This window comes from Flavitalea sp., assembly GCF_035489435.1.
Lineage (GTDB): Bacteria > Bacteroidota > Bacteroidia > Chitinophagales > Chitinophagaceae > DATHKG01.
On the sequence record NZ_DATHKG010000039.1, the window covers coordinates 89874 to 116033 of the forward strand.

General features: G+C 39.8%; 17 protein-coding genes. 11 read left to right on the forward strand and 6 right to left on the reverse strand.

Annotation, left to right across the window (positions count from 1 at the left end):
* Positions 1 to 9: 9 nt before the first annotated feature.
* The 5 genes from VK664_RS06525 (at position 10) to VK664_RS06545 (ending at position 10756) form a co-directional block, all read left to right on the forward strand.
* The gene (locus VK664_RS06525; protein WP_461397822.1) at positions 10 to 954 is read left to right on the forward strand and encodes a caspase family protein; all 945 of its coding nucleotides are present in this window, start codon (positions 10 to 12) and stop codon (positions 952 to 954) included.
* The gene (locus VK664_RS06530; RefSeq protein ID WP_461397823.1) at positions 936 to 1925 is read left to right on the forward strand and encodes a hypothetical protein; all 990 of its coding nucleotides are present in this window, start codon (positions 936 to 938) and stop codon (positions 1923 to 1925) included. Before VK664_RS06525 ends, VK664_RS06530 begins: the two co-directional genes overlap by 19 nt.
* A gap of 48 nt (positions 1926 to 1973) precedes the next feature.
* Entirely contained in the window at positions 1974 to 2795 is an 822-nt protein-coding gene (locus tag VK664_RS06535) for a hypothetical protein (protein ID WP_461397824.1), read from the forward strand.
* A 321-nt stretch (positions 2796 to 3116) separates the two neighbouring features.
* On the forward strand, positions 3117 to 4508 hold the full coding sequence (locus VK664_RS06540; RefSeq protein ID WP_461397825.1) for a toll/interleukin-1 receptor domain-containing protein: 1392 nt from the start codon (positions 3117 to 3119) through the stop codon (positions 4506 to 4508).
* Positions 4508 to 10756: a CHAT domain-containing protein gene (locus VK664_RS06545; protein WP_461397826.1), complete on the forward strand. Its 6249-nt coding sequence runs from the start codon at positions 4508 to 4510 to the stop codon at positions 10754 to 10756. The genes VK664_RS06540 and VK664_RS06545 overlap by 1 nt, the downstream gene beginning before the upstream one ends.
* Before the next feature lie 25 nt (positions 10757 to 10781).
* Here the strand turns inward: VK664_RS06545 and VK664_RS06550 are convergent, their stop codons facing one another.
* A complete protein-coding gene (locus tag VK664_RS06550) occupies positions 10782 to 12233 on the reverse strand; it encodes a tetratricopeptide repeat-containing protein (protein WP_461397827.1) in 1452 nt (483 codons plus the stop codon).
* Positions 12234 to 12605: 372 nt separating this feature from the next.
* Here VK664_RS06550 and VK664_RS06555 point away from each other — a divergent pair, with 372 nt between their 5' ends.
* Complete coding sequence (locus tag VK664_RS06555) at positions 12606 to 13664, forward strand: hypothetical protein (RefSeq protein ID WP_461397828.1); 1059 nt, start codon at positions 12606 to 12608, stop codon at positions 13662 to 13664.
* A gap of 68 nt (positions 13665 to 13732) precedes the next feature.
* Here the strand turns inward: VK664_RS06555 and VK664_RS06560 are convergent, their stop codons facing one another.
* The gene (locus VK664_RS06560; protein ID WP_461397829.1) at positions 13733 to 15091 is read right to left on the reverse strand and encodes a TRAFs-binding domain-containing protein; all 1359 of its coding nucleotides are present in this window, start codon (positions 15089 to 15091) and stop codon (positions 13733 to 13735) included.
* Between the two features lie 496 nt (positions 15092 to 15587).
* Here VK664_RS06560 and VK664_RS06565 point away from each other — a divergent pair, with 496 nt between their 5' ends.
* Positions 15588 to 15980: a hypothetical protein gene (locus VK664_RS06565; RefSeq protein ID WP_461397830.1), complete on the forward strand. Its 393-nt coding sequence runs from the start codon at positions 15588 to 15590 to the stop codon at positions 15978 to 15980.
* Between the two features lie 86 nt (positions 15981 to 16066).
* Positions 16067 to 17803, forward strand: coding sequence for a thiol-activated cytolysin family protein (locus VK664_RS06570; protein WP_461397831.1), 1737 nt, complete (start codon positions 16067 to 16069; stop codon positions 17801 to 17803).
* A gap of 1 nt (position 17804) precedes the next feature.
* Here VK664_RS06570 and VK664_RS06575 read toward each other — a convergent pair whose 3' ends face one another.
* Genes VK664_RS06575 through VK664_RS06585 form a run of 3 tightly spaced genes read right to left on the reverse strand, consistent with a single transcriptional unit; the run spans position 17805 to position 20848 of the window.
* Positions 17805 to 19652, reverse strand: a complete 1848-nt coding sequence (locus tag VK664_RS06575) for a tetratricopeptide repeat protein (protein ID WP_461397832.1) — start codon at positions 19650 to 19652, stop codon at positions 17805 to 17807.
* Entirely contained in the window at positions 19653 to 20150 is a 498-nt protein-coding gene (locus VK664_RS06580; protein ID WP_461397833.1) for a hypothetical protein, read from the reverse strand.
* Positions 20147 to 20848: a LytR/AlgR family response regulator transcription factor gene (locus VK664_RS06585; protein ID WP_461397834.1), complete on the reverse strand. Its 702-nt coding sequence runs from the start codon at positions 20846 to 20848 to the stop codon at positions 20147 to 20149. The genes VK664_RS06580 and VK664_RS06585 overlap by 4 nt, the downstream gene beginning before the upstream one ends.
* Positions 20849 to 21296: 448 nt before the next feature.
* Between VK664_RS06585 and VK664_RS06590 the strand changes: the two genes are divergently transcribed.
* Positions 21297 to 22028, forward strand: a complete 732-nt coding sequence (locus VK664_RS06590; protein ID WP_461397835.1) for a DUF7103 family protein — start codon at positions 21297 to 21299, stop codon at positions 22026 to 22028.
* Positions 22029 to 22084: 56 nt separating this feature from the next.
* Here the strand turns inward: VK664_RS06590 and VK664_RS06595 are convergent, their stop codons facing one another.
* The gene (locus tag VK664_RS06595) at positions 22085 to 22765 is read right to left on the reverse strand and encodes a hypothetical protein (RefSeq protein WP_461397836.1); all 681 of its coding nucleotides are present in this window, start codon (positions 22763 to 22765) and stop codon (positions 22085 to 22087) included.
* 289 nt (positions 22766 to 23054) lie between these two features.
* On the opposite strand from VK664_RS06595, the gene VK664_RS06600 reads away from it, so the two are divergent.
* Together VK664_RS06600 and VK664_RS06605 are read left to right on the forward strand one after the other, a co-directional pair.
* Entirely contained in the window at positions 23055 to 24497 is a 1443-nt protein-coding gene (locus VK664_RS06600; RefSeq protein WP_461397837.1) for a hypothetical protein, read from the forward strand.
* A gap of 52 nt (positions 24498 to 24549) precedes the next feature.
* On the forward strand, positions 24550 to 26145 hold the full coding sequence (locus VK664_RS06605; RefSeq protein ID WP_461397838.1) for a Dyp-type peroxidase: 1596 nt from the start codon (positions 24550 to 24552) through the stop codon (positions 26143 to 26145).
* The last annotated feature ends 15 nt before the right edge of the window (positions 26146 to 26160 follow it).

A 26160-nucleotide genomic window follows, 5' to 3' on the forward strand; every position in this document is an offset into this window, starting at 1 on the left:
GAAAAGTATATGACAAAAAGAGCAGTTATAGTTGGCATCAACGATTATTCCGTAATTGACCCGACTGGAGCATCAAACCTTCGCAGCTGTGTGAATGATGCCAACGAAATGTACCACATGCTTGTGGATGCCTTTGGGTTCGATCCAACCCAGGTATTTTGTTACAAGGACAGGAATGCCAGCAGTGCTAATATCCTCCGGGCAGTGGCGTATATTTTACAAAATTCTGAAGCAGGTGATGTGGCTTGCTTTTACTATTCAGGTCATGGCAGCCGCTTCCCGGCGGTGCAAGGGCGGTTTGACAGCGACAGGCATTATGAAGCGATCATACCTGCTTCAGGTGCACCAATCACAGACTTTGATTTATTCCGGCTGGCTGATTCATTGAATCCATCGTTTGTAAATTTTAATGTGATACTCGACTCCTGTCACTCAGGCGGAATGCACAACGCAGACGATATAGTTAAAACCAGGTCGCTAAGAATGATCCAGGAATATATCGATGCATTACTCAGGGCTTTAAGAACACTGATTCCGATGGGTGTATGCATACCGCCATCATCCACTGTGATGAATAATAATATCAGAAACGTACGCAAGGGCGCAGATGACAGGTTAGACCTTGACGTGGATCCCAATAAAACGCTTGTTCAGTTTTCTAAGTCTACCCTGATTTCAGGATGCCGCTTTGATGAACTTTCATGGGAAGTGAGTGGTAGTAATGGAGCTGCAGGTCATGGACTACTAACACAATCGTTCATAGATTTGGTAAATGCAAGTAATTTTTCAATCACTTACCATGATCTTATGACGCAACTAAATACCAGGGTTAGCCAAAAAATAACTTCCCAGATTGTTCCTCATCATCCGGGAGTTACACAAACTCCCCAGTTGATGGGTCAGATGAACAGGATGGAAGAACAATTTCTTGCAGGATGGAACGACTCAAGATAAACTACCAGGCTATTGACCGGGTATTGGGGATATTCGGCGAAACCAATGCTGAACCTGCACTTCGTGCCGCATATTCACTATCAGGGTTCCTCTGGCCTCTGCAAGAGTCTATATGGCCCGAGATTAAGTATTCTTTTAGCAGGCTAACGGGAGATGGGTTCCCGGTTGAGTTTACTTTTTCTTCTGTAACCAACGCTATCAGTTATACAACTGAAATAGCGGGTCCGGAAACAGGAGAAGCAAAAAAGATTGAGATTGCATCTGCGTTGTTACAGAGAAAATCAAATGCTTTACCACCTGTTAGTATATCAACAACAATAAGCAAACTTGTGCAACAGCCCACATTAACTTATGGGGCATGGATGGCCGGGCGTCATGACAATGGAAAAACTGATCGCTTTAAAACTTACCTGGAAGTAACTGAAACCTGCGCTGAAATCGGTGCATCCTTTTTGCAAAGATTTTTACCTGATTTTTCAGTGATGAAAAGACAGCACTTTTCATTGCGCATGTTAAGTGCAAATTCTACCGGTAAAATTGAATACTATTTCAGGCTCTCATCGATTGATGTCTGGCAGTTGCTATATCTTATGCGTTGCCTGGGGTTTGCCGAACAGGGAAAAGAGTTACTTGAATTTGTAGGTTTACTAAGTAAACGAAAGTTCGACAAATCATTTATAGGTGATAGCCTTGGCTTCAGTGTAGCCCTTGATGAAGTCGGACTACCGGAAGCCATCACGATATTTACATTCAATTACAAAGTGTTTGAGCCAGGCGATCCCTGTATCCGCAATAGCTTATTAAGATATAGCGATTGGTTTGGCTGGGACTTTGGCATTTATGCGCAGATTACAGAGCCACTTGCCAATAAAACCGGCAGGTTAACCAATCACGGCCTGGTAGCTTTTACTATTACACCTGATGGAAAAAAAATATTTCAGATTGGATTAAGACCACCAGAAATCGCGTAACATGTCATAGCAAGTCATAGCATGATGTTAATTCAATCAATATCAGAGTTGATTAGCGTAAGCCAGCAGTTAGGTGGAGGTTTTGAAACAGTGATCCGGCTAAACAATGATAGCCGAAAAGATGTAAATTCATGTATCACTTCACTGGTCTTACGCGAGTTGCAAAAAAGACCTGGCCTGGCTCCTCCAAATGTAATTAACAAAGCATTTGACTTCCTCTCCTCATGCGCTTCTTCATCGACAAAGGGTGCTTACAATTTTTATCCGTCGGAACACAACGCACAAAATATAAGTGTGCCTTCGAAAATAACAGTGCCCGATGATGCCGATGATACTGCCCTGATCACTTTGCTTCTTCTACAAACAGGCAGGATAACCCGAAATTCAATAATCAGGGATACCTGCATCGTGCTTGATAAGTATCGATTACCGGCAGTTGGGAATCGTGATCCGCACTGGTTTAAGGCAGGGGCTTTTTATACCTGGCTTGAAGCCGGCAGGAATAATATGATGGATTGTTGTGTGAATGCTAATATCGTTGCGTTATATGCCTATGCGGGCCTTCAGCATTTAAGGGGACACAAGGAAGCCTGCCGGTTGATTTCAAATGCCGTCAACTGGTGCGGAAGGTCGGCTACAAGGCTTGCTTCAATCATGCCATTTTATGCAGATAAGCAGGAATTGTTTTATGCCGTTGAGCATGCAGTCAGAATGGGAGCGGCAGAATTGACCCCTGTTCTTAAAAAACTTGAATGGGCAAATCCAAAAAACGAACAATTCGATGCTGATCGTTCAGTTTGCTGCAGCGCTTATGGAAAGATAACCTGGCATTGCTCATTGCTGCAGCGATTAAGAAATCATAGCTCGTAAAGGCATTGCAGACTTCATCTTTCGGGTGCAATGCTCAACACTAAAATTTAATCTTATTATTGCCATAATAACTGCAGCAGCTTTCATATACCCGAAGTGCTTATATTCCCATTTCTAAAGCGCTCTTAAAAGGAGATAGACCAGTCGATCATAAAACAATGGCACCGCTCTTTTTTTATATTATTTCCAAATCTTTTGAAATATAGCTGCCATGGAGATTGATTAAGTTCTCAAGAATACTTAAATTAGTTAGAATATTTCCTCATTTCATTAGATTTTCTAATACCCCCATATATCGCTGCCACCGTTAAATGATACCAAATGACCGAACGGGAATGGAACAAATTGTGCAGAAATATTTTCGAAAGAAAGTGTATCCTGATGATTGGATCAGAATTTCAAATCGAGATCCAGGATGGGAATATTAAAAAACACACCACTTTCAATGAACTTCTAATAAAAAAGGTCTCTGAAGACATTCTCCAATACCGGCGACTTCCTGAAGACTACAGTAGGCAAATTGGTGAGAAGGATTTTTGCCAGATAGTCCGGGATTTTATTGCCTATAGTGACAATAGTCATGTGCAGGCAAGGGAGGAACTGGAGACCCTTATTACAGATTACCTTTTTGAAGTCTCTCCCGAATTATCATCTGAAGGTTTTTCAAAACTCGCAACTCTTCCTTTAAACTTTATCATTGACACAAATTATAGTAGCTTTTTTCTTGATCAGGTGAACAAAGCCGGCAAATTTCCAAAATCAGACTTCTATCATTTTAAAAGTAATAAAGCCACTTTTTCGGATGATGGAACAGATACAGACCCATTTCTGTTTAGTTTGTATGGCTCGGCTCAGCAACCAAACTCTTTAGTAATTACTGACTATGATATGATTCAATTTCTAAGTAACATAATATCAAAATCGCCGGCCTTACCGCCATATGTTCGTGCTAAATTGATTCATGAAGAAACTTCTATACTCTTTCTTGGATTTGGAATTCTTGCAAAAAACTGGTATTTCAGATTATTACTTCATGCACTTACAATGGGAAATAAAAAAACAATGTCATTTGCCTTGGAATATTTGTCAACCATAAATGATGAGAATCAACCAGCCATTTTATTTTTTAAAGACGAATTAAAAGTGTGTCTCTATCATTTTGATCAGGAATCTTTTATTGATACACTGACGGAAAAATACCAACTCTTTTATGAAAAGTTTAAAAAACATTCAGGAAACAACGATAAAATTCCTTCCTCATTTAAGGAAGAAATAAAGGTTTTTATTAGTTATAAAAGGGAGGACTTAAGATTTGTTAAACCAATAGTAGAAAGGTTAGAGGCAAAGGAAATCTCGGTTTACTGGGATCACGGATCTGAATTTATAGGCGATTGGAAAAACAGGATTGAAAAAATGATTGAAGATTCGGATGCGTTTATACTGTTACAAAGCAAAAACCTTCGGGATAACCCGGTGAACTTTTTAAACAAAGAGATAAGACTCGCAATCGAAAGGGCATCCAAGTTTCCACGTGACGAAAATTATCTCTATCCCGCCTACATTGATACAATAGAGTCGAAATTGACGGATACTGATTTCAAGTTTATCAATGCAATCAATAATTGGGATCTGAGTGTAATGAGCAATGTTGATAAACTTGCAATAGAACTATTTAGAAATCAGGAACGCCTTAAAAAATCAACCGCAAGATAATGTACAAAAGGTATCCAGGCTTCAATTCATTTACAGACACGGACCTTTCCAACCAGCTTTTTTTTGGTAGAGAAAAACTTAGCCAGACTCTCTTATTTTCAATTCTCTCTGAAAACCTTACAGTTCTATATTCTAAATCCGGGTATGGAAAAACTTCGATTCTCCAGGCAGGCGTTTTCAAATTGTTAAGAGAGCAAACCTATTATCCTTTGTATCTGCGCCTTAATAAAAACGATGGGAATTTGCAAGACCTGATAAAGTCTGCATTATCCGAAAATATTCATAAAGACTTTGAAATATTGGTCAAACAGGAACAAGTATCGCTTGAACAGTTTCTTGCAGAAACAGAGATATGGTCAGTTGACAATAAGTTAGCGACTCCTGTTTTAGTTTTTGACCAGTTAGAAGAAATATTTAGTGTTGACTATAGTGATTCGGATCGCAGGGATTTTATCGGGCAGATATCTGATCTTCTTTTAAAAGCTAAGGAAGGAAGATTACGTATAAAGATTGTAATCTCATTGCGGGAAGAGTATTTAGGAAATTTAGAAACCCTTGTTGATAAAATCCCTTCGCTTTATTCAAATCGTTTTCGCTTAGAGCCATTAACTCCCGATACAGCTAGTGAGGCAATCACCAAACCAGGTCTTATTGAGATAGACGATATTGTTTTCGCCTCCCCAACACTGAGTTTTGCTCCCGATGCATTGGATGAAATAGTTAAGTTTCTTTCTTTAAGATTGATAGAAAAAACATGGATAGAGACAAACGAGATCGACCCGGTACAATTGCAGATCATATGCCGAACCCTGGAAGAAAGATCAATACAATTAAAAGCAAATCACAAAATTAAAGAACATCAAATCACAAAAAAAGACCTGGCAGGATTTGCCGGGCTTAGAGGAATGCTCTCCGCGTTTAAAGACCGGTCCACCTGGAAAATACTGGCAGATCGCAAGCTTACTAAAACTTGGGGGACGACTTTTAAAAGTATCACGGTCCCCGGAAAAATACAAAAAGTATTGTCATTTGCAACACCTCCTTCCCTTCAGTATGTTGAAAGTTTTTTGCTTTCTGAACGTGACTTAGATAGTAAAATCACTCATTTGATAAATATTGAGCAAAACGATAAAATCTTTGAATTTGTTTTTGATGACAATTCGACTTGGATTTGCGATGCAACAACCATGCATGAATTATTTCCCAATTTCGCTGATACGACAATGAGTCCAGACGAGTCTTTTTGGATTCCCCTGAAATTGCCTCTGGTAGGAGACAATGAAAATGGGGTCTTCTTGAAAAACGTGCATGTATATCTTAAGAAAGAAGTATATGGAGGAGTGGTTATTGCTGCTGATAAAGTCGAAGAAAAACTTATGGCCCAGGGAGAAGGTTTATTTTCACTTAACCGTGATTTCTGCCTGGCTCCTCTGGACCCTACAATAACCAAGCAACCTTTTCTACTTTTTCTCCATGGAACAATTTCGAATACGCATATCACATTTTCATCGTTACAGGATTCAGACACATGGAGGTATATACATAAAACTTATGGGCCAAATGTACTAACCTATCAATACCGCTCTCTTACAAAAAGTCCATTAAGGAATGTTGTTGAACTCGTAAAAGCACTGCCAGACTTAGTAAATATTCATATTATTAGCCATGCAGGCGGTGGCCTGCTGGGAGAAATACTTTGTAGATATTCCCGAAACGGAAGCAATTCTATCGCAGGCTTTTCCAATGAAAATCTACAACTCCTCGAAAAATACGACAGGGCAGATGACATCGCCTGTATAGAAGAACTGAACATCCTTTTCGCAACCAAGAAAATAATAGTCCGGAAATTTATTCGGATTGCCTGTCCTGCAGCGGGCACGAGCCTGGCTGCAAGACGGCTAGATACAATTCTGAATGTATTCTTCAATTTCCTGAGCGAGCATTCTGGTCCGATTGCGGATTTGTCGAAGGAGCTCATTGTTGAAGCTTTAAGTACAAAAGATAATATCAGTGTATTACCTGGCCTCGAAGCCCAAAGTCCTGAATCACCTTTCATCAAGATCTTAAATGATATGGCAGATATGGAACTACCAAGTTCTGGCTTAGCAATAATTTCAGGTAACACCAATCTGGGTGGCACCCGGGAAGCATTGTTCGCAATCATCGGTAGATGGTTTCACGGACAAAGAAATGACCTGGTCGTTAATACCGATTCGATGTACCTGGGTGCAAAAAGAACTGGCAATATCCAGTATTTCTTTGATCAGGGGCCGGAAGTTGACCACTTCAAATATTTTATGAATGTCTCAACAAGGCACTCAATTGCCTTAGCACTAAAAACCTCTGATGGGGATGAAATACCGGGGTTTAAAAGTGTAAAACAATACGATATTCCGGCCAGCGACAGGGGCCTGGTCGGAATCGAATACGGTGAATTATATACCTCTCCGAATCTGCCGACCGGCAATAAGCCGATAATCGTTTTAGTTCCTGGTATCTTGGCTTCAAACTTATCCCGAAAAAACAATAAGTTATGGCTCGAATATACATCGTCAATTTCAGGAGGATTATTTGAACTGGGTGATATCACAGACCCTTCAATTACCGCCACATCAATAATGAAATCTGCTTATAGCAGCATCGTCGACAGGTTTTCTTATACCTATGATGTTATTGTATATCCATTTGACTGGCGCAAGCAGTTGAGCGCCTGTGCTAATGAATTTAACGAGGTGGTCATTAGTTTAATGAAACATAATCAACCCATCAAAATTATCGGGCATTCTATGGGTGGTGTATTGGTACGTGATTTCATCATTAATCATCCGCAAAGCTGGGCCAGGTTAAATACTTCGGCAGGTTTCAAATTATTATATCTTGGTGCACCGCTGCTCGGATCTTTCAGAATCCTTACTCTCCTCTTTGGCAACGATCCAATCATCAACGCATTGAATTTGCTTGACCGCAAGCATACTAAAAAAGAATTGATTGAGTTGTTTGCGAACTTCCCAGGCATTTTAAGTTTGCTCCCGCTTACAACTGAAGATAACAACGACTTCGCAAATCCGGACACCTGGAAAAAGATGGCCGAGGCGAGCGGCGAGAACTACTGGCCGGTACCAACCCATACTCAACTTGAAATTTTTAAAACATATAGGGATAATATTATTTCAAAGAGCAGCAGTATCGATTATTCAAATATTATTTATATAGCGGGTAAAGATAAATTCACTCCTTCCGGTTATTATAATCACATGATACCACCGAGGACGGAATTGGTCTTTTTGTGTACTAGTGAAGGTGACCAGACTGTAACCTGGGAGTCGGGTATTCCCAAACAACTGGTAGATTCCAAATCGGTATATTATGTGGATGTTACGCATGGTGCGTTGGCAGACGAGAGTGATATATTTGACGGCATAGAGGAAATACTTGAGAAAGGATACACCAGTATGCTTAGCAGTTCAAGGCCTTCCACCAGCAGAGAATCTGACATGTTCCGGATGCCTGAAGTGTACAATTTTAATTTTACAGAAAGAGGTGTTGGAAACGCCATATTCGGAAGAGCAAAACCAACAATAGCTGCTGTAAGCCAGATTCCAGTTTCAGTAAGTATTAGCAATGGCGATCTCGCATATACATCTTTCCCCGTGTTCGCAGGTCACTTTAAAAATGACGGAATTTTAAGTGCTGAAAAAGCGATTGATATTCTTTTGAACGGAAGCCTTTCATCAAGACTCCATTTAGACTTGTACCCGGGAGAGATAGGCACAAACACTGTTATCTTACCAACATATAAACAAGGCGATTTTCCCGGGGCTGTAATTGTAGGATTAGGTGAGCCCGGGTTTTTGACCAGCCACCAGTTAGCCAAAACGGTCGAGCAGGGAGTTATGAAATATCTGCTCAACATTAACAATCAGCCCACTACTAAAAAAGACGTTGGAATATCATCACTGATCATTGGATGCGGTTACGGTGGACTTTCACTCGAGAATTCACTCAAAGCAATCATTGACGGTGTTAACAATGCCAATAAAAAAATTAAAATCGTTAACCGTGCGGGTTTGAAATTAGTGAGGCATATTGAATTCATTGAGCTACTTGAAGACAGGGCCCTCGGCGGTCTCTACTCGCTCAGTAAAATTGAAAGCAAAGAGAATAGTATTTACAATATCAAAATTGCAAATAAGAAGATAAAGAAGCTGTTTGGTTTCAGAAAACGATTACCAATGAATATTGGTGAAGAGTGGTGGAACAGGATAACTGTTAAACATAAAACAGTTATCATAGGAACAGAAGAAGTATCAAGTTTAGTTTTTAGTACCTCTACCAGGCGAGCCAGCGAAGAGGAGAAGGAATTGTTTACCAACACAATGCTGATAGATCTTTTTCTCGAACGGGTTTCGACACAAAACAGGTGGACTTCAACATCTGCAAAAGCTTTGTTTGAATTAATGATACCCAATGAGTTTAAAGACCAGCTCAAAAAAAAGGGAAGCATAAACTGGATACTGGATGAGCACACAGCAGCCTATCCCTGGGAACTCTTGCAGGAAAATATTAATGACACCAAACCCCTGTGTATAGGTTCCGGGATGATCCGCCAGTTGTCTACAAGGGATTATGCCTCAAATATACAACGGGTAGCAACCGAGCTGGCGCTTGTAATTGGCGACCCTATGCTTAACGGTTTTGTCAGCCAGTTGGAGGGGGCCAGGGATGAAGCATTGCAGGTTCAGGATCTGTTAAATCAATACGAGTTCCCGAATATTACATTGGTGAATAAAAATGCATCACAACTAATATTAAATCTTTTCAGCAATGATTTCAAAATCATCCATCTTGCCGGTCATGGAGTTTTCAATCCCAACGAGCCAGGAAAATCGGGAATGGTTATCGGGAATGATGTTTACCTGACTACTTTTGACATAAAACAACTGAGCACAATCCCGGAATTAGTATTTGTGAATTGTTGTCATCTCGGAAAACATGAGACGGTCAGCAACAAATATTTCAGGGATAGATTCCGTTTGGCTGCTAATATTGGAACCCAACTCATACAGGCAGGTGTAAAAGTTGTTGTTGCCGCGGGATGGGCGGTTAATGATAAGGCAGCCCAGGACTTCGCAAAAATCTTTTATTCAAATATGTTTGCCGGTTACAATTTTGGGGATTCGGTCACTGCTGCGAGATCTTTCCTCTATGAAACCTATCCTTCCAATAATACCTGGGGAGCCTATCAATGTTATGGTGATCCATTTTACAAGTTAATAAACCGGACGGCGGAGAAAAAAGACAATATCCCCGACTACGCAATTGAAGAAGAAGCACTCGTCGATCTTAACAACCTGAAAAACAGTCTTGATACCCGGAACATTACCAGCGACAACGCTCTTGCAAGATTATACCTGATTTCTAAAGCTGTTTCAATAGCAGAAATTAACACCGGGAGTGTGCTCGAGTTGGAAGCTTCAATATTATTTGAGTTGGGTGAATATGACCTGGCCGTTGACAAATATGAAATATTAAGGCAGCAGGAAAATGCTACGTTTTCAGTGGCCTCATTGGAAAAGTTATGCAATCTAAGAAGCAAAAAATGTGTACAGGATTTCAGGTGCAATAAAGAAAAAGAAAAACTACCGCAAATCATGAATGATTTAATCAGCGAGTTAAATCAATTGGTTAAGATCAACCGTACTTCTGAAAGACTTAGTTTATTGGGAAGTGCCCACAAAAGACTGGGGCTGATAAGTGATAAAGAAAAAAAAGAAGCAGCCTACAGGAAATCGGTAGAATATTACCGGGAGGCGTATGCTGTCAGTAAGAAATCATATTCATTAAACAACTGGATAATGATGCAATGCATTTTAGATCTCATCCACCCAAATGATGCCGTCTTCGATCCTGAAAAACATCTTAAACTGTCAGAGCAGATAAAAAATAATAAATCACAGTTAAGGGTAAGTTATCGCAACATGGATTATTGGGAACTGCTGGAGGATGTGACTTATGATCTGAGTTTAGTGATGCTGAGCCAGGATACCATCTCAACCGAAAAATGGAATGACTTGTTCAGGAACATTACAAACATCTGGAATGGTGCCGGATCAAAAGGAAAAAAACTGGCAGAAATTGAGAATATGGAGATCATCTCGGATATGTTGTCACTCGCAGAAGATGAGCGGGCACAGGAGTTGAAATCGCAGTTTGATAAATTGAGGGAGCGATTACTGATATTGATCTGAAATTAATTATCCTCTAAGATATTAATTACTTAGATAGACGCTGATCTGGCTCTTGCCAGGCCGGGTTCATCAGGTTACCATTTACCAACAACAAATTCCTGAGTTTGTTTATCTGGCCTTCAAAACTTTCCATCATCCAGGGTTTATGTTCTATGGATTGGGCGAGTTTTTTGCCGTTTTCATATTGCTCAAACATGCCCAGGCCAAAATAAGCTTCGGCCTTGTTGACGGATATCCAAAACTTTTGTTCTGTATCAAGTGCCTGTTGATTTAAAAACTCTTCATCAGCATTTTTCTCCTGGGATTCCCTGTTTTTACGCTCCTCAATCTTAGCCAGATCTTTGTCGCATAGATAAATTACCCTTTCCCTGGCCCGGCTGGCATTAACAAGATCTGCAATCTGCTCTTCTTTAGTAACGCAAAGCGTTGAGTTTGCACGGCAATTCAACATATAAGCCAGGTTAATGCCGTTATATCTGTTATTCAACAAAAAATATCCTCTTTGATAAAATAAAATCGCGTTACTGAGATGTTCTTCGTTACCGCTGATATCATACCATTTTTTTTCTATGGCTCCTGCTATAGTCACCGTCTCCGGATCATTGGTGTGAGCTAAATCGAGGTGTACCAATAGTTGAAGGGCTTTCTGCAAAGCGGAGACAGGATCCGGTTCTTCGGATTTATAAACCGCGAGTGCGAGCCTGTGTATTACATAATCATACCCCGATGATATATTAGAGGACTCCCCTTTCCCAATATTGTGCGCAGATTCAAACAATACTTTTGCACGGGGATAGTCTTTTTGATCGAGCGCTTCTTCACCTTTTTCGATCAGCAGGGACAAAGTTTCATCCCTGGGTTTATCTCTTGTCTCGCCCGTTCCGGAAGCCGACACTTGTGTTTCCTTTGATCTTCTTTCACTTTGCACAGCTTTTTCTATCTCCTCCTCGAGCCTTGGTGGCGTTAGGCCATTTAAAAATGTGTAAACAGGACTATCAGCCGACTCACGGTCTAATACAGTTTGTAAAATTTCTCCCAACAATTTTCGGAACCTTTCTACTTCTTCGTACTCGATCCCTTCACCCAGGTGAGTATAGGGTGTAATATTAATATGATTTAGATCAAAAGGATATGCAAGTTTATCTTCTGAAATTACGATCGTGGTCCTGGGTCTGAGCGCATGTCTTATACCCAGTTCATAGAATGTATTCATATTTGCTGTTGACAGGTCGGCAATTACAACGTCTGCCTTTAATAGCTCCTGGTACATTGGAACATCGATCGCGCCCGAATGCCTGATCTCGTCTGCACGAATACATATCAGTCCTTTTTGTTCAACCACCGGCTTTATTAGTAGTCTGTATGATTTATTGAGATCAAGTTTACGCCCGGTAGCATAATCGGTTTTTGTACCAAAACCCATAACAACAAAACACCGCTTTCTTTGAGAAGAATCATTGGAAGTACTTACTGCCATAATAAAACAATTAGAAGCTGCAAGGAACTGACTTGATTAAAGTTAAATTTTATAATCACTCCATCGATGTATACAGACAGAAATTTTGAATAATTCTTTCGATATTATCCTTCCTGGAACAACCCGCAAAACAGTTTCCGGAGCGATGGCAAACAAATCTTATTAATTCCTGTTTGAAACCAGGAACCATGTATGCTGTTCTGTAAATTTGTATTATGTTTCTTTAAACAACGTTTTCCGTTTGTTTATATGAAACAAATATCTTTATACCGGCGATCTTTTTATAACCAGGTAGGCAAGTTGAGTTTTTGTACCCTTTCAATCAGTACGGCCCTTACAGCTTTTCTACCTTTTAATAATCATACCTGTTTTATGAGATTAACAAAATTGTTGCTGGTCGCGTTTATCCTCATGGAATGCTTAGCCTGCAAATCAAGCAACGAAATGGACAACAAGAAAAATGAAAATATTATCAAAGAATTGTCGGTGATTGATTCCTTGCTAAGAGATCAGGAGTTTGCATATCTCATGGCAGCCAACCTTGATTCGGCATATTATATTGGAGTCGGTGAAAACCCGCAGGAATTTATCAGTGCGAAGGATGATACCAGCTTTTTTTTTATTTCTGAAAAAGACGAGATGATTGCTACCAATATAGCAGGATTCTATGCCCTGGAGTGCGGGATAGGTTTTATCAGTGCAACTTCGAACAGACCATTCACTTCAGTATTGCAGGCAATGCTGGAGGGCAAAATAGATTCTGCTGAGATACTTATACTGAATCGTTTTGCAAACGCAACCTGGAAAGCAAGCCAGCCTTTCAGAGGATTCGAGAGAATTAAGCGCCCGATTTTTATGATCGCAAATTTTCTTCCGGAAGACGAGATTAAAAAAGATTATCACCAGGTTGAAATCGCAGGAAGAAAATTGTGGGAAACAATGAAGTCAGTTGCAGACAGTTCGAACCATGTTCAGATGCAAAAGTTGCGATCGTTGTTACAGGATACGGCCTATGCTTTTGAGATGGCCACATATATCGATTCGTCTTATGCTGCGACCCAGGGACAAAAGCAAAATCCCAATGACTGGGGTGATTCTACGATCCGTAAAAGCACAATGAGCCAAAAGATTGCCGGAAGTATTGCTGGTTTTTATGCCCTGGAATGCGGGCTAAACTATTTTGTAAAAACCAGCGATAGATTGCCTTCAGAAATGCTTAAAGCCTTAATAAACGATTCATTAAACCAGGAAGAATTGCAGGTCTTTGCGCGGTTTGCAAATGCCACCTGGAAAGCCGGCCAGCCCTTTAAAGGATTATCCAGGATCAAAAGGCAGACATTTACTCCTTTCTATTTTCTTACAAAAGCTGATATCGATAAGGATCTTGTTCAAATTAAGGCCGCGGCTAAAATGCTTTTACAATATTTATAATAATCCGGAGTCACTATGAATGCCCCATCTGTTAATGCTATTCGTATTATGCTTATGCCTTCAAGTCATTAATGTTTTAACTCCTTGATCGCGTTCAACAACTTCTGAAGATCATCTGCAATCGCAGGATCTTTATGCAATTGAATAGCCAATTCCAGATCCCCGACAACGGCGTCTCTTTTAAATGGCTGTATCCCGGTATCTGACATTTCATTGTATAGCTCGGTTGCCTTTTCTACATTTCCCGAATCAAAAGCAGCTGCAAGATATGTGGGCAACAACCACTCATTAGAAGGATCAAGTTTGCGGGCCCTCTCACAAGCAATTAAGGTAACGGTAGCGGCGGCTTTTGCTTTTTCAAAATCACCAGGCCGGTTACGGGTCTGATAGAGTCTGGAAAGGTTACTGGATGGATAAAAATCATTGAGATCAAGTCTCATACCCTGGTCATAAGCATTTATTGCTTTATTAAGATGGGCAGAATCTTTTGAGTCCTTATATAATTTTTTATATCTGCCGCCGATAAGACCCTGCCGTTCCGAAGTATCCCCGAAACGTTTTACAAGATCCTCTAAAACTGCAATCGCCTGGAGATGATCACCGGATTTCGATCTTGCCAGGCTCCGTTGCTCTTGTACAACCGGTGCACTTTTCAAAGGCTCAGACAAGGTATCAATAAAGGTTACCAGGTTTTCCCAATCAGCATTGTCCCTGAGCAGATAAATTATTTCCATGCTGATCAAGGGCATAATTGCAGTTAGCTTTTTATACTTATCAATCAGCTGCTGTGTAGATGCAGCTCTTTTATCTTGTGCCATCAAACGAATATTCTTCAACTCTGCAGAGAATACCGAAAGATCATCCATCTGTTTTCTAAATGCTTCAATATTTTCAATTTTTACCTGGCCGGGATAACCTGGAAGACATTCATAAACCGGCGAAGTACCATTGATCATGGGAATCACTCCTATTTTTAATGTGTCTCTTGCCAAACTCGCGGTATTGTCGCTGATAGTTCCTTCACTCAGCGGATACCTTACCTGGGCTATCTGGTTCAGATCAAAATTTTGTTTTGACCAATCTGCACTGATGAGCACACAGCCGGTATTTTTTGCCGCATGCCTTACACCTATTTCGTAATAAACATTTGCATTGGAAGTAGTTACCTCGGCAATTACAAGATCAGATAAAGCCAGGCGTTCAATCATTTTCTTTATAATCAAAGCGCCAAGATCCTGGTCTGCACGGATTGCCAGGTAACCAAGATCATCCTCAATAAGTGGTCGAAAAGTCTTTTCCCATAACTCGTCATAATTTATTGTGGCTGGATTGCCTGGCACATCTGTCATGGTAGGCTTGGTGCCATAAGGCATAATCATGAAGCAAACGGGCTTCAGAGAAGGTTGCGATGTATCGTTATGGGGCATAGGTTTAGGCTTTAGGCCTCTTTAAGTAAGTTAAGAAATTTGACTGTATTTAATTCATATCGATTAGGAATTTAAGAGGCGAAAAAATATCTCGATATAGATTTGATAATGCTACTAAGTTTCCGATTAGTGATATAATTATCACTTCCTACCTTCCTTATATTCTGTAAATCAACCTCCAAATGTGATACCCGAATCTTTTGTCAAGATCTCGAAAAGTGTTAATGATGGGTCGGGGAAGCTTACTACCAGATTTACGTTTATAGAGTTCTTACTATCGTTCATAGATTAACTCTAAGTACAGGCTCATGCCGACCCCATCTTTGATACGACAAAGATTCAAGCAAAAATAGGTCAGTCGCTTAGCAAAATCAATTAACCGCGGAATTGAACAAAACAGGTGACCCCAATCTCGCTCGGTCAATGCGCAGTATCGTTTGCAAATAAATGCAGGCGATGAATAGTCACTAAATGTAAACCTTCAAAATCAAACAAGATGAAAAAGTCAATTTTAATTATCCCGAAAATCGTTGCAATGCTGATAGCAATAATGTCATTCGGACAAGTGCCGTCACAACAAGAAAGTTTTAATGGCATTTACACAGGAATCGTCCTGGGAGAACTTCATATTATGCAATTAACAAATAATAATGGAACTGTTACAGGTACAGTTTATAAGGATGAGCCAGATCCAATTGTCGCCACCTTATATGGTAAAACCAATGGGATCAATCGGATGTCAGGCGTTCAGGAGGCATTGTTCATCCTTATTGAATTTGTTGCAATAGAGCATAACAACACAATTACGCTAGAGATAGTAGGGCATCCTTGGGTTGATCTGTACTCTCGTGACGAACTCACCTCTCAATTCAAAAAGGTAATGAGGTAAGCTACTAAAATCAAAGATAAAGATCAGTCTTACTAATTAACTCCCTTCATTCGAAACAACATCTTCAATAATTAAAAATTAAATTTATGTCAAACAATTCAATCAGAGCGAAATATCGCGCTCAAAAATCAACTACAATCCCAACGGGCGGTTTTGAATGGTATTTTGCAGACTTAAAAAGAAACCAGATTTCAGAAGATCAGTCTCAGGAACCCAAAGTTCTTGCCAAACAGGTGAACGGCAGAGATATTGTCGAAGTAGGTATTGGATTGAAATCCGCAGGTCCTGCATTTCAACAAAATGGCGCATCCAAAATTGTAGCTAATGGTGATATAAATAAGGAAATCCAACCGATGAAAGTGGACTTCTGCACAGGTGAGGACTTCGATTTGTATAGTACCAGCTTGTCAATATATCCGGGTCAGTTTGTTAGTATTAACTCATTGCTCACGCCGGGAATGTCAGCTTTTGAAAGCCCCAGGAGGAAAGCTTTCGATCTGGGAATAGACATATCCACTTCAACGAATCAAGAATTGAACATTCTTAAGGTGACTGATCTTACACGAAGTCCAGATCCTGAAATCACCCGGACTTTGCTTAATCGAAATCACGGAGCGTATTTCCCTGCAAAGGTCTTAGGTGACATTACAAAACTTAAATCTACCATTCAACTCAGCGCAAGTTTAAGTGTGAGACAAGGCATTTTTTTACCCCTGGAAGAGTTTGGAATCCCAGCTGATATAAACGCAGGTCTATCTGGAAACGTCTCTACTGCGAATTTGCTTGGAATGAAATATTTTATGTATAATTATTTCCAGCCGATGTATACAATAAAAGTTTTAACGCATCACAACGAATTATTCGAGCATGCAGGCGATCACAAATTATGCACACAAGGCGCTTACGTTGAATCGGTGGCATATGGAAGAAGAATATTAGTTATTATTGGATCGATGGAATCTGAAAACAAAATCCACGCGGCGTTGTCAGCGGCGCTGGGTGCAACAGTTACTGGTGGAGAATTTGCAGGTATTGAACTGGGATCAAAGTTTTCAGGTGAAACCGATATAAGCTTAAGGAATACAGCAAGCGTCTTTCATGCTGCGGTATATGGCGGAGAAGCTGGGTTCGGCAACCGGATATTCAGCGACATTGTGAAATTTAAAGAATCACTTGCAAACTATATCGAATCACCATCAGCAAGCCGGCTTTCGGACAAAACAACGGCCGTGCCCTTACACTATGTTCTCCGCAGAATTTCCGACAATGCGTTACTTTCAGTCAGATCGGTTGGCAGTTATGATGAATTAATATCTACTAACGTTGCGAAATACAAGGTCGAGGTGCATTGGAAAGGGGTCAAGGTTACTAAGGTGCTCGAGGGATTTGGTGACAATAAGGAAGATATCTGGGGTTCCCTGAAAGTCCGTTCTGCTAATATCAATGGAACAAATAAAATCCTGGACATCAATATCGTCAGTATCAAAAAAGGAGACCCCATATCCCTGCGGGCTAATCAGACGGATTCGGACAATATTAAGGTTAAGGTTCTGGACGGTCTTACTAAACAGCAGGTAAGTAATACCATTCTGAATTTTGAGCAAAGATTCTTTGATTGGGAGCCTTTGCATACCCCGGAATATGACGAAAACAACTCAAATCAGTTGAAATTTGATTTGTCCACAGAATCTCGTGACATACAGGCAATGAAATCGGGAGATGCTATATCATTCACGAAGGAAATGAAATTAACTGAAAGTGGATTTGCAAATCAAACTTCAAAAATTACACTATTAACAAAAATTGTCGTTAAGAAGTACTAATTCAAAGTTGACGAATTGATGAGCCAGGGCTTAATTTATGTCCTGGCTCATCATCTTTTTGCTGAGACTCATCATACAATTGGGGCAGCGTTAAAGTCACCTTGTAGACGAGATCCGAATCCTGAAATTCCAAATCGCCATTAAGCCTCTTAACAAATTCTGATATGAGTTGGTGTCCGAAACCATGAGCCCTTGACCCAGTGGCAATTTTATGGGATTCACTCAGCATCTGAAGGCTATTGTCTTTTGTATTTGACACTTCAATTTTGATCATCCCCGATTCTTCCGTCGTTAGAACCAATATAACAGTATCATTTTCACAGTAGCTGACAGCATTCTGTAAGATATTGCGAACAACAATCTTCAACATCTCCCTGTCCGTACTTAATTTTAGCCCCTGCGCAGGGCGATATTCAAATTCTGCATGATTATCATCCGCAATCGGCTCAACAATATGAAGGATTTCCCTGATCAGGAGATCAAGGTCAATGCTTCCATTTAAAAATTCAAATTGATCCAATTGTGACCTGCTCCAAATAAGAAGGTCCTCTAACGTATCAAGTAAAGCCTCACTTTTTTTGGCAATCGTATCTAACGCAAGATCAACTTGCTCTAACGACTTCCCTCGCGTCATTTCGCAGAATGAGTAGATATTGCTGATAGGACCCCGGATATCATGACCAATTACTGAAAATAGCGTAGTTTTTACGCGATTTGATTCATCCAATTTAGTATTCAATGCAACAATAGCATTGTTCTGGGATGTTAGCATATTATTTCGTCTTCTTATTCTTCTATTAAAGAAAATACTCACTGAGATCAGGCTGATCGCTAAACCAAGCGCCACTACCAAATAGACCAGATTACGTTCCCGAAGATTGGCTTCCAATAATTGGGATTTTATGGTTGCATCTTTTTTGTCTGACTCGTATTTCTCCGAAAGCTCAGACCTTGATAAGGCAAGCTGAGCATCATAAATTTTGTTTGATAGTACATTAGATTTCGCAGAATAATTATATGCATTTCCGTAGTCATTTAAATTATTATAAACTTCTGCAAGATTAGAGTAAGCCACGGCCAGATTACTTGAATCGCCATGCCTTAAACTCAAATCCAGTCCATTCAAAAAATATTTAAGGCTCTCCTTATGAAGACCCTGTTTATTTAATATCTCGCCTATATTATTATAGCAATAGATTAAAGTGACACTGTCCAGGGACCTGCTCGCCTCCCCTTCCACAAGTCTGAAATAATACAAGGCACTGTCCATATTCAGCTTTATGTATGAAGCGCCGAGGTTAAGAAGGTGATCCAATTTGGACTCCTTAGTAAGATGAGTCTGATAGCTGTTTAAAACCAATAAATGAGTAGCTACTGCTTGTTTAAAATTGCCATGTTTATGTAAAACTATTGCCAGATCGTTTAGAGTGGTCGCGGCTGATGAAGAATCCTTGAGGTCCAGATAGTTCCCGCAAGCACGCCGGAAATATTTGTCAGCATTAGCATAATCTTTTTTAGTGAAGAAAACTGCACCGATATTCGACGCAGCTGCCGCAATTCTTTCAGGCAAATTAATTTTCTCAAAGATTGTTAACGCGGTAAAATAATCCAGTATTCCTTTATCATTGAAGTCTTGAAGAACTAAACACTTTCCTCTTCGTAGATAAGCATTACCTAAATCCAGTGAATCAATCTTCTTATGCTCTATTAAATTACTATATTCAACTATTGCTTCGTCGAACCTTTGGAGATTCATTAAGCTATCACCTAAAAGGGTAGCAGGAAGCTGACCGTTTGATGACTGCCAGGTCAGCAAACAAGTGAACAATAAGATTCCCGTGAGTTTCAATTACTTTGGTTTAAAGGGAATACTTGGAATGGTACTAAACAATATTTTGATGAATTCTTGATCGAAGGCAGAGTCAGTCGTGGCATTGAAACTTTCGACCAGCTGCTCATCGACTATTTTTTTGCCTGCGTTTTCTGAAAGATATTCACCATTGCTGTTTGCTATAAAATCCATTGACAGGGATTCGAAGGTTTTATGGTAAACTGATAGTCTAATCGTTAAGTTTTTTCGTGGGGTAAATTTCAGCCTTGCGATTGATGCTAACTTTTTAAACATCTCTTGAATTGGGATACTCTTAACGCCAGATAATTTAACCATAATTTCTCCACTCAAACGGAAGCCATCCGCATTAAATGTTGGGATGTTCCCGCAGACTGTGTCCTTGTTAAAAGATTCATCTGCGCACAACTTTGTTGTATCGTTAAATTCGACATTACCAGGACGCGAAGAATTACAAGCTAAAATAATAAATGCAAGTATGACATAAATCCATCTCATAAAATCATATTTAAATTAGTTCTGAATGTTTTGCCTATAGGTAACTTCACCCCTGCAACCCAGACATCGTTGGAATCCTTTTTTACAATCTTATTTTTAGAAATAGTATAACTTCTATGGATCCGGATGAACTTGTCATTAGGAAGTCTTTCCGTTAAATGCTTCAATTTAGAAAGTGTCATTATAGAGCTGGAAACGGTGACAACTTTGCTATAATCTTTCAAAGCTTCAATGTATAAAATATCATCAAAGTTGATTTGATATTTAGTATAACCATCTTTGACAACAATTTGATATTCGTTGACCTGAGAATCATATATGTCTGCCCTTTTACGCAAACTAATGTATTCTTTAAGTCTATTCATGGATATTCTAAATCTGTCATCTTTCAAAGGTTTCAGAATAAAGTCGAATGCTTGCGACTCAAATCCTTCCCAGGCAAATTCGCTGTGGGCTGTAACAAAAATGCACACTGGAGCTGGCGAAATCATTTTGAAAAAATCCATACCATTCAGAAATGGCATATCAATATCGAGGAAAAGAACGTCGGGATTAAATTGATCCAAAAATGGTTTGGCTTCTAATACATTCCCAAAGCTTTGTTTAAGTAGTAAGAAATCATACCTAGTGATAAATGATGCAAGAAATTCTGCGTCAATCCGATTGTCTTCAATAATGACACAAGTTAGCTTGTCCATAATAATAAGAATTATGATTGCGCTACTTATCAGTCATCAACAAAGTGTGATTTTGATCCTGAATTTTATGAGTTCACTAAGAATAAAGAAGGATCAATTCCTATATTAATATAATAACTTTTTGTCACGTGACCAAAAGTATATGCGTGTTAACTGCTATAAATGATATGCCGAATACTGCACATCAACCCAGAACAAAAAACACTAATTTGTGCTTCGGCTTTAACAGGTTTTGATCAAAAACATACTGCGTTAGGGTTGACTCTGCATATTAAAGCCAGCGCTTAACAGGGAACCTACAATTAGTAAAATATTACTTTAGACCAAAACACTATTCCAAAGTTTTCAAGCCAGTATAATTAGACGGATAATTCATACAATGACTTCAAAACTGCTTGTAATTATAACCGAGGCTAGTATCATTTATTGATAATTAATTCTAAACAATATGTATGATCTCAATAAAATGGTCACCAAGTTTCTGCGTGATGATCTTAAAACATTCCGTGCCTTCCAGGTGGTGATCGCATGCATCTGCATTTTGATCCCATTGTTATTGAGGTGGAGCGACAAGGACACTTTTTATCCTAACAAACCACCGTCTGCGAAAATAGCTGAGTTGGATAATGCAGATTGTGGCTATGATCCTGATACTACGTCCAGGATCTGTAAAGACAAATTAGGATTCAGAGCCAGCCTTAGCGATTATGTATATAGCTCGAATAGCTACATATTCGGAATATTGTATTGTATGGCAGCAATGTTATTTATTTTCAATGGCGCTGTATATTTCAAATGTGAAAAATATTTAAAAACAAACCATAACGGAAGATGGTATAATATTGCCTTAGGAGTCTTTTTAATTGCGGTTATATTAAATCCCCAACATCAAAGGCCGTTTTGGCATTATGCGTTTACCATTTTGTTTTTTGTAGGTAATGTGATTGTCATCGCTTTTTTGCATCAGAGGAAGAACAGGATCATATCTATAATCCTGGCAATGATTACTGTCCTGGCAATGATACTGGCACTCATACCTTCAAAAATAATAAGCATTCTACTGGCCGAATGGATTTCACTTACCGCGATTGCTATATATCTGATATTAGAGGCCGTGGCTTCAAAACGTTATCATGAAGAAACTCCGGATGCCCGTTGGAGAGATGTCCAGGTTAGTTAGAATGTAAATATGATGAGCTTCATGCAAAATTAAGGTGCCCATGACCCTGGCCGGCGCTAATCATGAACATGCCTTAACATCGGGATCACCAATTGCACACATTTTTTCCTGGTAATTGACCTGCCAGCCATGACCTTTCCGTCAAAACTTTTCAGCAGCTTGAAATTTGTCTTCAGATATGGCGAACCCAGGCTGGGTGACGCAGATGTCAATCTACCAATATTTAATGGCAAACCAGCATAACTAATGACGCATCTGACATCCGAAGCAGAACCGTAAACACAAATTGAATTCAACCTTCGTTTCTGCTTAGTTATGATAACAAGCAAGTTGTGAAGGATCAGAAATAAGTAAAGGAAGTCTGTATTTGTCAATCTCCCGAACATCCCTTTCATCCTGATATTGGATATGCCTAGTTTCAAAACAAAATTAGCGACTTTAAGCAGATCCCGAAGTTGCGCTTCGCTTTCTATATCTGAAGCGGCGTAACATGTTTTTGAAAGTTTTCTCAAATCGCGGACCGACTGGAGGATAAGCCCCGAAAGCTCTTTAAGATCAACTGTTGATTGTTCCAAAATCGGGATAGAAGCTAATTTGAAATGAACCATCACCAGGTTTTGACAAACAGATTCATAAATCTCCAGCTCGGCACTCCTTGCAGAAAGTTCCGCAATCTTTAACCGGGCCTTGGTAAGCTCATGCTGAAATAATACTACCGGCAAATCTTTTAAATTCATAAATTGTGCTACGCGTTTCGTTGATTATAACTGCAATGATCATTGTAAATGGCGGTAAAATAAAAGGTGAAAACACGGTCTTAATCCCCTTGAATTTCTGATAGTTTCGTTCTGAAAACAGCTTGTTTATCGTTACACTCTGAAAACTCCAGCAGGCTTAATTCCTGCCCTTCTGTCTTAACAAACAGACATCTGTTTCAATCAAATCTCCACCACCTGGTTAAACCGTCCATAATCCCATCCCGTTAATTTTTATCAGAATCATTCCTTAAAACCAACCTCAAAAATTATGCACAGGCTTCACTCCGGACTAACCGTAGCGGTTGCTATCAAAGATGGCAGATCGCCTGAACTGCGGGCTCTCTTAAGGAGTCTGAATAACAGCATCGCTAAGTCCGAAGCCCGGAATACCAATCATCATAGCAACGAGCCTCTACCGCAGGGAACTGATACAAATTCCCCTGCAGAGGATTCCGATCAGCATGACAACAATAACAAGCTTTGTGATTTTGAAAATTCCGAAACGACATTAGTTGTTTCAGGCGTGATTCTTCCTGTTCAAAATTATAATGGTGAAACTCTTCCATCTACTCTTGTATTTGCAACAACTTACTCCGGCCCTCTTAAGAAACACCTGGAAGAATTAGTTAAAACCAGCAAGACCGGTCTATGCCAGATCTTTAAAAACTGTGTGGGTTTCCCTGATGGAGAGTCAATAAATGATGATGCACTGATCTCTTTTATCAAATCGCATAGCCAGGGAGGTGCTTTTGGTTCAAGATATACCTGCATCACAAAACAAGATGTGAAAAATGAAAAAGAATTAAGAAAAGAAATAGAAGACTATCTCGATAATGTACAGGAATCTAACTCTACCGTTCACAAAAAAGCCCTCGATGTCAAAACGCTCATCCAACTACACCTCAAATCCAGGGGTGACAAATTCAAATGGGCAATGAAACCAGCCCGGGACAACCTCGTAGAATTTTTATCAAAAAACAGGGCGTTTATACTGGTTGGCTTTTTAGCCTTAGCCATCATAGCAACTACAGTGATCATTAATCGCGAATCTTCGGGATGGCCTATGTCAATTCTGCTGGGTATTGCAGTTTTAATCGCTGTGATTGCTGTTACAATTATTGTTGGATTTGGTATGATTTATTTTATCGCGAGGTCAAAACATAATACAGCAGACCGCCCACCGGATGATCATGTAAGACAGGTAACAGCCACTCAACTTCGTCCCATTATCAATGAAATGACGGCTGCGGCACCACTGAAAAAAGGAGCATTACGCAGAGCTTTCTACTCAACAGCATTAAAGATTATCAATCTTCATAGCTGTTACCTGATGAAGGTGCCTACAGTGAGTAGCCTCCGGTGGCTGGCAATCGATAACCATAAAAGACTGCTGTTTTTATCAAATTATTCCAACACTACAGACTTCTATGTCCGTGAATTCTTAAACGGCAAAACCCCGGAGGGAGTTAATTTTATGTTCACCCATGGCGAAGGATTCCCGGATGCAAAATACTTAAGGAAGGGAGGCATTACTGAAGATCCCGAAGGGTATATGAATGTTATCCATACTCATCAGCATCCCACTGATCTTTGGTACGTCCATGACTCTGAGCTCACAATCGACCAGATACTTAGAAATCGACAAATACGCAACGGATTGTATAAAGAAATGAATGAACAGGAAGCGCTAAACTGGTTAAGATTATTATAGTGTATCTATGATTTATAGTGAAATCATTGCAAACCCCACTAAACCAGCAGTTATGAACCATTCTCAAAACAAACCAGAAGATCTAAGTTCATTTTTTTTGGAAATGGATAAACAAATTAATGATGTACAGGGATTGATCAGGCGGGGATACAAGTCGCTGCCCGCTGCTCAATTCCTGTTACTGAGAATAGAAGATGGCACTGAGGCAAAAAAATACTTTAATCTTTTAGCTGATTCATTTATCACAAGCTCAAATAAACCGAAGACTGGTGCACCGCCTAATTATTTTGATGACAAAAAAGCTGTTCAAATTGCTTTTACCAGTTCAGGGTTGAAGCAATTAGGATTAGCAGAAAATATCCTTTCTACTTTTTCACGCGAGTTCATAGAGGGAATGAGCTTCAGTTATCCCGATCCTCATAACCCCGGAGAAAAAATCAGGGAAAGATCAATCCTGCTTGGAGATGTTAAATCCAGTGATCCCAAAAACTGGCATTGGGGAAATGAAGATCAACGCGTCGATGCCATTTTGTTGCTGTATGCTGAAACAAAAGAAGCCCTTGAAAAATTAAGGACAGATTGTTACGAGAGTTTGCAAAAAGGTCTAAGCTTGGTTTATAATGCAGAAACATATCCTTACAATCCAAAAGAAGCAATAAGAGAGCATTTTGGATTCAGCGATGGAATTTCGCAACCAATTATCAAGGGATTCAAAAAATCAGCCGAAGCTTCAAAAGAGCAGTTGCTGAACCCGGGTGATATCATCCTGGGTCATAAAAATGAATATGGGAGTTTTTCTCCAAGTCCATGGTTCGAAGAAAATGGCATGAAGACTGACCTCGATCCTGTTCTGGGATTCAATACCAGGAAGGATCTCGGAAAAAACGGATCATACCTTGTTTTCAGGCAGATGGAACAACATGTTGAAAGTTTTTATCATTTCGTTTTTACTTCTTCAAAGGAAATTGCAGCTGATCCTGATGCTAAGGCAATCAAGCTTGCTGCGAAAATGGTCGGACGCTGGCCCGAAGGACAGTCGCTCGCCGTTTGTCCCGAACTGCCTTGCAAACCTGATCACGACCTGAACAATTTCCTGTATTATGAGGCTGACAAAGCTGGTACAGGTTGCCCATTTGGTGCCCATGTGAGACGAACTAACCCGCGTGACCAGGTACATGCCGGTCGCGATGGTGATAGCAATCTTTCACTTGCTATGTCAAAAAAACACCGGATTCTGCGCAGGGGAAGAATTTATGGTGAGCCATTGGGCAAGGAGCTGAAGGCTGAGTCAATCTTAAAAACTGCTAAGAACAATGCCTTTAAAAGCAAATGGATACCCAATGAAAATGCAAAAACAAATATTAACAGGGGCATTCATTTTATGTGTTTTGTGTCGGACTTAAGCAGGCAATTTGAATTTATTCAAAGCGTGTGGTCAAACACGTCATCCTTCGCGGAACTAAACAATGAAGTTGATCCCATCATATCTCCGAGACCAACACCGGATCAAAGGGAATGTCATGAATTCACAACTCCCCAGGCCATTGTCAGAAACAGGTATAAAAATGTACCCGAATTCACTACAGTAGTCGGAGGAGCTTATTTTTTTATGCCAGGGATCCGGGCCTTGAAGTTTATTTTGAAATAATTCCAACAGAACCAC